The sequence below is a fragment of the Arsenophonus nasoniae genome (assembly GCF_004768525.1).
GTDB lineage: Bacteria > Pseudomonadota > Gammaproteobacteria > Enterobacterales > Enterobacteriaceae > Arsenophonus > Arsenophonus nasoniae.
In genome coordinates this window covers 76,183-85,190 of the sequence record NZ_CP038615.1, presented here as the reverse complement: position 1 = coordinate 85,190, position 9,008 = coordinate 76,183, and the positions used below count along the sequence as shown (strand labels likewise).

Annotated in this window: 15 protein-coding genes; 2 read left to right on the top strand and 13 right to left on the bottom strand. The window is 38.0% G+C overall.

Going from position 1 to position 9,008, the window contains the following annotated elements:
* Positions 1–234: 234 nt before the first annotated feature.
* From ArsFIN_RS21400 to ArsFIN_RS21360, 11 genes are all read right to left on the bottom strand, one after another.
* On the bottom strand, positions 235–1,227 hold the full coding sequence (locus ArsFIN_RS21400; RefSeq protein WP_135678613.1) for a tyrosine-type recombinase/integrase: 993 nt from the start codon (positions 1,225–1,227) through the stop codon (positions 235–237).
* A 292-nt stretch (positions 1,228–1,519) separates the two neighbouring features.
* Complete coding sequence (locus ArsFIN_RS21395) at positions 1,520–2,347, bottom strand: hypothetical protein (RefSeq protein WP_135678611.1); 828 nt, start codon at positions 2,345–2,347, stop codon at positions 1,520–1,522.
* A gap of 54 nt (positions 2,348–2,401) precedes the next feature.
* Positions 2,402–2,467 carry a hypothetical protein gene (locus ArsFIN_RS28955; protein WP_407062051.1) on the bottom strand — a complete coding sequence of 22 codons (66 nt, stop codon included), beginning with the start codon at positions 2,465–2,467 and terminating at the stop codon, positions 2,402–2,404.
* Between the two features lie 11 nt (positions 2,468–2,478).
* Positions 2,479–2,640, bottom strand: a complete 162-nt coding sequence (lysC, locus tag ArsFIN_RS29190; protein ID WP_455708622.1) for an Rz1-like lysis system protein LysC — start codon at positions 2,638–2,640, stop codon at positions 2,479–2,481.
* Entirely contained in the window at positions 2,564–2,944 is a 381-nt protein-coding gene (locus ArsFIN_RS26680) for a hypothetical protein (RefSeq protein WP_167876750.1), read from the bottom strand. The genes lysC and ArsFIN_RS26680 overlap by 77 nt, the downstream gene beginning before the upstream one ends.
* A complete protein-coding gene (locus ArsFIN_RS21385) occupies positions 2,914–3,396 on the bottom strand; it encodes a lysozyme (protein WP_135678608.1) in 483 nt (160 codons plus the stop codon). The genes ArsFIN_RS26680 and ArsFIN_RS21385 overlap by 31 nt, the downstream gene beginning before the upstream one ends.
* Positions 3,356–3,568: a phage holin family protein gene (locus ArsFIN_RS21380; protein ID WP_135678622.1), complete on the bottom strand. Its 213-nt coding sequence runs from the start codon at positions 3,566–3,568 to the stop codon at positions 3,356–3,358. The genes ArsFIN_RS21385 and ArsFIN_RS21380 overlap by 41 nt, the downstream gene beginning before the upstream one ends.
* A 262-nt stretch (positions 3,569–3,830) precedes the next feature.
* Positions 3,831–4,052 carry a hypothetical protein gene (locus ArsFIN_RS21375; protein WP_135678606.1) on the bottom strand — a complete coding sequence of 74 codons (222 nt, stop codon included), beginning with the start codon at positions 4,050–4,052 and terminating at the stop codon, positions 3,831–3,833.
* A gap of 16 nt (positions 4,053–4,068) precedes the next feature.
* Positions 4,069–4,797, bottom strand: a complete 729-nt coding sequence (locus tag ArsFIN_RS21370; protein WP_246067522.1) for an ATP-binding protein — start codon at positions 4,795–4,797, stop codon at positions 4,069–4,071.
* A 204-nt stretch (positions 4,798–5,001) separates the two neighbouring features.
* Positions 5,002–5,787 carry a hypothetical protein gene (locus ArsFIN_RS21365; protein ID WP_135678604.1) on the bottom strand — a complete coding sequence of 262 codons (786 nt, stop codon included), beginning with the start codon at positions 5,785–5,787 and terminating at the stop codon, positions 5,002–5,004.
* A gap of 101 nt (positions 5,788–5,888) precedes the next feature.
* Positions 5,889–6,167, bottom strand: a complete 279-nt coding sequence (locus ArsFIN_RS21360) for a hypothetical protein (protein ID WP_135678602.1) — start codon at positions 6,165–6,167, stop codon at positions 5,889–5,891.
* A 709-nt stretch (positions 6,168–6,876) separates the two neighbouring features.
* Between ArsFIN_RS21360 and ArsFIN_RS21355 the strand changes: the two genes are divergently transcribed.
* Positions 6,877–7,833, top strand: a complete 957-nt coding sequence (locus ArsFIN_RS21355) for a plasmid segregation protein ParM (protein ID WP_135678600.1) — start codon at positions 6,877–6,879, stop codon at positions 7,831–7,833.
* A 7-nt stretch (positions 7,834–7,840) separates the two neighbouring features.
* Entirely contained in the window at positions 7,841–8,203 is a 363-nt protein-coding gene (locus ArsFIN_RS21350) for a plasmid partitioning/stability family protein (RefSeq protein ID WP_135678598.1), read from the top strand.
* A gap of 237 nt (positions 8,204–8,440) precedes the next feature.
* Here the strand turns inward: ArsFIN_RS21350 and ArsFIN_RS21345 are convergent, their stop codons facing one another.
* Both ArsFIN_RS21345 and ArsFIN_RS21340 read right to left on the bottom strand, forming a co-directional pair.
* A complete protein-coding gene (locus tag ArsFIN_RS21345) occupies positions 8,441–8,713 on the bottom strand; it encodes a hypothetical protein (protein WP_135678513.1) in 273 nt (90 codons plus the stop codon).
* A 3-nt stretch (positions 8,714–8,716) separates the two neighbouring features.
* Positions 8,717–9,001, bottom strand: a complete 285-nt coding sequence (locus tag ArsFIN_RS21340; RefSeq protein WP_276324692.1) for an HU family DNA-binding protein — start codon at positions 8,999–9,001, stop codon at positions 8,717–8,719.
* Positions 9,002–9,008: the final 7 nt, after the last annotated feature.

Here is a 9,008-nt window from a genome sequence, read left to right as displayed (position 1 = left end):
ACAAACCAGAGAATCCGCATTTTGGGTGCGGACAGATTTTGCGGAAACCGTAGAGAAAAATTTTAATCGGGTGTTTAAGTTAAGTGAGTTATCCACTGCGGAAATAGGATTAAAAAAAATGCGGAAATAGACGTTTTTGGCTATTCTGTGATTTATCCTGCTGAATCCCTTTGATAGCAAAAAAGTAAGGATTTAACCCCATTTACCTTAATGGTTAAAAAATAAACGCAAATGTTAAAAATTTAACTCGAAAATTGACCCTGAAAATCGCCCATAAATATTTGACGTCGTCTCAATGTTTTTGTGACCCAACATTTTAGAAATAACGTGAATATCATTGTGTTTTTTGATAAGACGTACCGCAGCAAAATGCCGTAAGTTGTGAAATTTCCCAATCCGGTATTTTTCCAGTAATTCCTTAACGATTCCTGTCGTACTGTAATTTAATGACAACCTTTTCCCTGATTGACTGGTGATTAAAGGCTCATTTAAACTAAGTTTGGTTTTATCCAATAAATCCAATAATGCTTTTGGTATAGGCAACAATCGTTGAACGTCCGCTTTTAAACCTTCAATAACACCGTTTCGTGTGACATGTTTTGAGATATTCAAATACTCCCCTTGAATATCGCTATAGTCCAATGCCAGTATTTCACTTATCCGAAGCCCAATCACCGACGCCAAGATGAAGGCTATCTTTTCTCTGACGGGCGCAACTTCGATCATCCTATCCACATTCTCAAAAGCAGGAATGAAAATAGGCTTTTCGACTTTCTTTTTCAGTTTTGGAATTGGACTCACGCCAATATTCCGCATTTCTTTTAACAGCAAATAGGCAGAATGCAGATATTTAAGGCTATTCTCAGGTAAGCCATTAAATTCACGCGGGCGAATATGCAACGCCAATTTTGACTGCAACGTTTCGTCAATCGAAAATAACGCATGTTTAATCGTATCGAGCGAACTTTTCCGCAAATGCCCCGTTTCACATTGTGAGACTTTTTTGCCTATATAGAATTGAATCAGTTTGCGAAGATGCCAGTCTCGGCATCGCTCTTTTTCTTTTGCCGTCATCGACAAAAACCGCTCGGATTCACTTAGAAAAAGAAAACGGCACGCCGCATCCAGCGTTTTAAAACTTTTGTGAAATCGCCCTGCTGTATTTTCGTAATGCACACGAAAACCCTCGCTACCGTGGCGAGTTTTGAGTAATTTGATTGAGCTCATTTTAGTGATTTGATGTGGAAAAAATCTTTAATCTGAATTAAGGACAGTAAATAAATTCGTTACCTATTTTGTCTTCGAATAAGCCAGCAATTCAGTTACTTGTAAACCAAATTTTGTTATCTCCCTTATAAAAAGGAGTAATACTTTTCTCTTTAAAAGTTAAAACGGTATTCATCGTACTTTTCCTTATAGAAAATCGAACCTGCTCACACATAAAAAGCAGCATTTTAAACGGCGATTATCAGGCTCGACTTTCCTGTAAGGTTCTGTGTTTGATTAATACGAGGGATGTTTATTTAAATAATATATTTGAATGTAGGTAACCGCTGATATTTAAATTTTGTTCGACTTTTATTTCATTAGGAATATTCGCTAATCTCATAACGTCTTCTATACTAACTCCAGTATAATGAATATTATTATTTTCGATTCGGTAGCCTGCAAATATGACACCACTCAAACTAATAGAATAAACAATTCTAGCATTTACTTGATATTCATCATTTTTTAACTCAACAATCGCTTTTTCTTTTGGTTTCAGTGTGAAGTCTGCAGTAGAGCGATGTAATGTTAAGTCAGACTTGCCTATAACACTATTTACTGAATGAGATACAGTCTCACCAATCTTAAAAGTGGGAGCAAATTTAAACCCCGATATTTCCAGAGACAAGCCAATATCAAGATCGAGGTGATCTGCTTTATTTTTATCCCATGATGATTGTACTGTAATAGTATTACTCCCTGATATAGCTGCTGTAAATCTAACATTTCTATCACTATTATCATTACTAAATTCTTGCACGCTTATTATATTCGTTGATGGTTTACTAAAGTCTTCTTGTACCACGTCATCAATTGATATTTTTTTTACTACATGTTTACTCTTAGTTTTAGCGTATAAATCTTCATGGCCTTCAGGAGAGTAAACGATACTTTCCGGGAGCCTACCATAATTAATTTTGGGTATCTTTTCGCTGATAATCTTTGCAATACTTTCTCTCTGTGAAGCTGATATCCAATCTTTAAATATTTCACTCTCTGTTATTTTAGATTGATATTCTCCTCCTTTAGAAAGAATTACTACATTTCCTGACTGATTTTCCGTAATTAAACATTTCATTTTATTCACCTCTTGCACCATGATTATTAAAATTCGTAAGTATCAATTACCGATTCATTGACACTGTGTTTTGATGTACTGCTGTAAATATTCCGTCTGCTTTTCGTTTTCAATTATCATTTCTCTGCTCTTCAATTAATCACTGTCAGTAACTGCTCATTAAGTATCAGGCTATCACGCCATGTCATATTATCTGTGATTGCTGGCGGCAAGCAGTCAGCGAGTAGATGAGAGGGTATTGGAATGTGAGGAGCCTGAACGTATTCGGTTCGTGTGCTGCTGCAACTCGACAACAGCCCCATTAGGGATAATGCGATTGGCGCAATCCCGATTGGCGACATGCGTTTTAATTGCTGCTTGTGTTGCCTCAGAGTCAACTGCTTTACGCTGACGGGTCTCACTATTAATTCGTGCAATATCATTGATTACCCTCATTGACTGAAAAGCATTAGTAGTAATGGCTATCTGGTTATTGAGTTCAACGGTGAGTTTTTTATTCAATGACCTGACTTCGTTTAAGGACGTCAACAACCAAGATGCCCATAAGATTAATCCTGCAATAATCACTACGACAAATGCGTAAGGTCGCCATAACATATTACGCTCTCTATTTCTCGACGGGTCATTAATCCTTTCCAGACTTCGCCTTTCACATAAACCCATCGCTTCATTTCATCACAAGCGCCCTTTCGGTCATCAGCGTTGAGCTTTTTGAGTAATGTCGATTTGGCAAAATTTCCCACGCCCACGTTGTAAGCAAATGAGTAAAGGGCTGCCTGAGTCAGTGTATTGATATTGACCTTAACCAGCGGGTCAACATAGCGTTTAACCGCCCTTAAATCGTCATCAAGCCACTTATCGCAGTCTTTTTGCGTGTACGTCCGATTACGCTCAATATCGTTACCTGTATGTCCATAGCAAACAGAAAGAATACCACCACCATCGAAATAGGGCTTAAGCCTCAATCCCTCAAAATGCGTTATCATGCTTGATGCCAGCAATAACGCACTACCGCCCGTTGCCATCAATATTTTTTTCGGTATCTTCATAGTGATGTTCCTTGAGTTCAAATTCCTTTTTGCGGTAATACCAATTAACAAAAAATGTCCCTATCGTGCAGACAATACCCACTACAGCTACCCACTCTTCGAGCGTGAGAATGCCAATAGCGGTTGTCGCCCCAGCCCATAGATACGACAAGGGGCTGGAATATTTTTCCATCATGTGAGTTCTTCCGGTGAGGTTTTTGAGGTAGTGAGGCGTGAATTTTTGTTTGAAAACGCCTGTCTTTTCACCTCGTCAGGCTCGGTGGTATCCTTATCACTCTTCAACTTATAAGGAATTTTTTATGTCTAAAAAATATGAAAAAACTGTATTTTATCCATACGACGCTCGTGCTTTGGTGAGATTTTGAAGTTGGAGGAAACTTATAAAATCCGTCTTGAAACAATGAGTGATAATTCTTGTAACTTCCTCGATACGGTTAAGAAGGAAAAATAGAGGTCATGCCTTCGACGATCGCCTCGGCGGTCGTTTTTGCTGCTTCGATGACATCCGCTTTTTCACACCGTTCTTTGACCAAATGCGTCACCACCTCAAAAATAGCTGGCTCCACTTTTTCCAAGCAGTACTTGGCAATTTCCTTGTCTATTTTCCTGTCACCGATAGTGACCAGTTTTTTAGTTGAATTATCCTTGTTTTCCATCTTAACCTCTTGCTTGTTATTGAATTTTACGGCGGTAGCTTGACCAGTTGAAATTAACTACGGTAGGTTTGCCCATCCTTAAGCGATCGACGATTCGCTCCCCCAATACCTCGGTTAATTGTTGTTGCGGTAAATTGGTCAAAATTCCGGTTGGTTTTTTGCTTGATGTTCTACGATCGACGATTTGAAAAATGACTAGTTCTTCATTGAGATTGTTTCTCTGAACGCCAACATCATCAAATACGAGCAAATCAACACCACACAAGTCATCAATTAACTGTGATTCGGTATATTGAGATCCGCTTTCGTAGGTTTTTCTCAATCTCATCATCAGGTCAGGAAAAGTAACAATCAAAATACTCAGTCCGTTTTGAATTAACCGATTCCCAATTGCTGCTGCCAGATGATTTTTACCTGTGCCGGAATGACCGCTAAAAACAAAACCCCCAAAGTATTTTCCAAAATTGTCAGCATAGTTTTTTGCGTTGAATTTCGCTTGTCTTTGCTCCGTCGTTAAAGCCTCAAAGTTGTCAAAAGTACAATGCTGATGAAGTTCAGAAATACCGGAATTACCCATGATATTGTTCAGCCTTCTGACTCGGTTTTCTTCGAAGATTCGGTTTGAATCCAATTTAGCCTGTTCACGATGCCACGCGAACAACTCATCAACGGTATTGAATTTCGGTTTAATGTGCTTTGGCATCAGTTTAAAAAATCGGGTTAATACTGCATTTGCTGTATTCAAAATTCCTCCTACGTGAGTAAATTATCAAAACTTGGTGTATCGCTCTGTAAGCAACGATAAAATTTTAGCTTTACGAATTACGTTTTTTTCGAGAAAACGGCTCAGAATTGATTACAGCGCGTTTTAGATGGGGTCTGAGCGATAACTTGAGATTGAATTTTCAATTTCAGCTAAAAATCCAAATGCCAATGTTTTTTCTGCCCATCAAAAATCATCAGTGATGAAAACATCCATTTTGGGGATGTCTTTAAATCGATATCGGGATTTCTGCGTTTGGGTCTCTTTGGGTTCAAAAAGTCCTTGCCAGCCATTGGCAATACTGGTGTTGATGATGTCTTCTGGCGAATACCCCCTATCACGACACTTCGTCAGCAGTTTGATAGTCTGGTCAACCGTCATTAGGGATTTGATAGGTTTGTTAATTTCCTTGCGGTACTGTAACCAAGAATGCCAGGTTGATCTTGATAACCAGTTTGGAAGTTCTAGCGAATTTGGGTCAAAAACCTTCGATTTTTTCGTAAGGGAGATTATAGAGGGATCTATTGTAGTAATCTTTGTAGTAATCTCTTGATCTAACGAACTCGATAATGTCGATTCCCCGAACTCGACAATGTCTACTTCGGGAGCTCCACTTTCTCCATCTCGCGAAAATCCCTTTTTTGAATTGGCGAAATTATCCAGAATCTCGTTTAATTTTTCTTCGTCAATCCGGTAATAAGTTTTGTGTTCAAGACGCTTTTCAGTCACGATTAACACACCGATTGAAACTAATTTTTTTATTGCTGTTCGTTGTTCGTCATGTGTCAATCCGGTTTCTTCTTCGAGATCAGCTCGAGTTTTGTAAACCCCTAATTCAGAATTCGCTTTGTCCTGCCAGTAAAATATTTGGGAAAAAAGAATTGCTGAGGTTAATCCGCCAAGCGGTTTGGCTAAATTTGGATAATATGCATGAGGATTACCTATCAGTCGTAATGTAGCGGCACTTTTCACTCAATCACTCCAATTATTAAAATTGTGCAAACAAGTTCATAAAAAATATGAAATAACGTGTGATTTCCCTGATGTGGTTGAAAAAATGACAAAGAAAGGCTTTAATTCAAAAAGAGCGCGTCAATATGCGCTTTCTGTTCGATGATTTTTTGTTTTTGCTGTTTTTTGCGGTGATCCATAAACAGATTGGCGTAAACTACTATCTGTCGTTGAAAATCCCGTAACTGCTGACGTGGATTTTCGTGTCGCCAAAAGGCTTTTTTGAGTTTTTGGTTAAATTCACGTTCAGCGTCTTTTTTGGCAAGAAAATCAAATTTCCTGATTTCTCGCCTAACTTTTGCATTACTCTTACTTTCTTTGAAAATAATTTCTTGGGGCATTTTTCCTCCTGAGCGCTATATTTTGATGTTTCTGAATTTCAGACGATAACAACCCTCGTAAACACGAAGATTTTAAATACGATTTCCACAGACATATTGAATGTAGATAACGGCGTTATTGAATAAAAAACACCAAAACAGAACACACAAAAACGGTATTCTGTTCTCCGCGACTCGCAGAGAAAAAACCCCAAATTGTGAAAGAGCAAAAGCCGTACAAAAAACAGCTAAAAATTGATTTCTAAATTGTAAACCGAAATTTCACCATGTCAATAATTCGATCTATTTCAATAACTTACGTGAAATTTGAGCTTAAAATAAAGTGATCAAAATCAATAACTTACGTGATAAAAAAATTCACTTTTTTTTAAATTTCAAATTTGCAATCGGAAATCGCTATTTTGGAATTCTGCTATACTTAAATTGAATTGCTGATATTAAACTCCTAGAATCTCTTCTAGCTCTGAACGCCGGGTATTGGATATCTGGCGTTTTTTTTGCTATCAAATAGAACATCTCAATATTTTCTCTGTAATATCTCTCATTTATCTCACCTAACCGGAATAAACTCATTTTATCTCTTAAAGTTACCAATTAATAACTTATATTGAGACTTATTTGAGAATAAGTGGCATTTTAAAACCTTAAATGATTATGTTATTCTCATATTTTAAATTTAATTATCTCTTATTTTTCTCAAAGGTGACTCATGAAAATATATATCGATGATGGCTCGACAAATATCAAATTAACATGGAGTGAGGAAGGAATTCAGAAGTACTTCATTAGCCCAAATAGCTTTAAGCGTGATTGGTCAGTTTCTTTTGGTGACAGCCACAGTTCAAATTATACCATCAATGGCGAGATGTACTCTTTCGATGCGATAAGTCCTATTGCCGTCACAACAACCAATGTGGGTTATCAATATAGCGATGTGAATGTGATTGCAGTGCATCACGCCTTACTCCAGTCAAAATTATCCCCTCAAGATGTGGAAATCGTCGTCTCTTTGCCGATTGCTGAATATTTCGATACCAAAAATCAACCGAATTCAGCGAACATACAGAGGAAAAAAGATAATTTTAAAAAATCGGTTGAAGTTAAAGACGGAAGAACCTTTAACATCAAAAACGTTGAAGTCATGCCGGAATCCATCCCTGCTGGTTTTTCCATAGCAAAAGCGCTTGATGACCTCGACTCGCTTTTGATTGTGGATTTAGGGGGGACAACGCTGGATATAGCGCAAGTGATGGGAAAAATGAGTGGTGTGTCGAAGATATACGGAAACTCTCATCTAGGTGTCTCAATGATGACGCAATCTGTCAAAGAAGCGCTTAGTTTGGCAAAAACCAACGGCAGCAACTACTTGGCGGATGATATTATCATCAACAGTCACGATATGAATTACTTAAAACGCCGTATCAACGATGCAAGCCAAATAAATCAGGTTCTTGCTTCACTCAAGGAATCAAAACATCGACTGATTAATCGTGTACTGGACGCCGTTAATACATTCAGTGGGTATACCCATGTGATGGTGATAGGTGGAGGTGCAGAAATTATTGCTGATGCAATTAAATCCCACTGTGTAACGAGGGAAGACAGATTTTTTAAAAGCGAAAACCCTCAGTTTGATTTGGTCAATGGCATGTTTTCTATAGGGTGATACAGAAATGGACACACGTAGAAAAATTCAATTTTATATCAATCCTGATAGACACGGTGCTGACAAGTACACAGCCGAAGTATTGGAGAATATGCCTCAAGGTGAAAGAGGGAAATTCATGCGCGCGGCGTTTTTATCCGGTGTAGCGCTTTTCAAACAAGAGCCTAGATTAATTTATATGCTGAGTGAACTTTTGACAGATAAAACCACACTCGAAGAAATCACGAAAGTGATGGAAACCGTGTTAAAAAACAAAATGTCTGATTTTAATGATGAGTATGTTGAATTGGACGTATTGAATTCAGTCGAAGATTTGAGAGCATTTGAAACGCGCAATAATGCCAAAAATCTATTTGGAAAATCAGGATAACTGGTTGAAATTTTGTATTGAAGTCTTATGATGGGTTTGCCATGAGTCAATTTTGATGATTAAAATTAAAACTGTTTTACTTCGACAAATTAGCCAACTTTTGCGGTTGGCTTTTTTCTTTCTGAAATCCAAAAACTAGAAAACTCTTAAAACGCATCATGAGCAACGATAATTTTTTGGACGTGCGAATTTACGTTTTTTTTCGAGAAAACGGCTCAGAATGGATTACAGGAGCTTTTAGAGGGTATTCTGACTCTTCTTTCTGTCTTCCTTTAGCACTTCGATGAAGACTTGCTCGAATTCGTCATTTTTGGGGAGGTCCTGTTTGAGGATATACTTGTTGACGAAGAATTCTGGTTCAATACCGAGTCGTCTTGATGCTTCAAATCCGCGTTTGACCCAATCTAGGGGCAAAATGTGTTCGTGTGCTAATTCCTCAGCCCAATGCCAGTCAAACTGTTTAATTTCGTCTTCACGTAGAATGCGAATTGACTTTGCGTCATAGGTCATGAATTACTTAACTGCCTCTTTGAGTCTTTGACCTGCTTTAAAACTCGGTACGTTTGCAGCAGCAATTTTAAGTGTCTCGCCCGTTTTTGGATTGCGTCCATCTCTGGCTGCGCGTTGTTTAACTTGAAAACAGCCAAAGCCAACGAGTTGTACTTCATCTCCCGCCTTTAGCGCTTCTGTCACGGTTTCTATGAATGCGTTCAGTGCTTTCTCTGAGTCTTTTTTGGTTAAGTCAGCTTTTTCAGCAATTTGATTGATGAGTTCGGTTTTGTTCATGGTGTGCCTGATTTTCAAT